This window comes from Mesorhizobium sp. M8A.F.Ca.ET.207.01.1.1 (assembly GCF_004794715.1).
GTDB lineage: Bacteria > Pseudomonadota > Alphaproteobacteria > Rhizobiales > Rhizobiaceae > Mesorhizobium.
Map to the genome: position 1 here is coordinate 1 of NZ_SRUS01000471.1, position 303 is coordinate 303.

Below are 303 nucleotides of genomic sequence, written 5' to 3' on the forward strand. Positions count from 1 at the left end.
CACGCTGCAGCGCGAAGGCGGCAAGGCGATCACCGCCGCCGACTACCTCAATGCACGCCGCGACCTGCACGTGGGGGCATAAGCGGTGTCGAAGCAGAATGATTTCTCCGTCGCCAAGGCGGCGCCGGGCGCGGCCACCCGCATGCTGGCCGCACGCGTACTGGCGCAGGTGTTCACCCGTGGCCGCTCGCTGAAGGCGGAACTGGCCTGGGCCCTGCCCAAGCTGGCCGACAGCCGCGATCGCGCCCTGCTGGAAGCGCTGTGCTTTGCGGTCCTGCGCCGCCGCAGTACCTATGACGCGGC

At 70.3% G+C, this 303-nt stretch carries 1 pseudogene; it reads left to right on the forward strand.

The window, feature by feature from the left end:
* Positions 1-85: 85 nt before the first annotated feature.
* Positions 86-303: pseudogene (locus EN850_RS35415) on the forward strand (hypothetical protein); the annotation flags it as partial.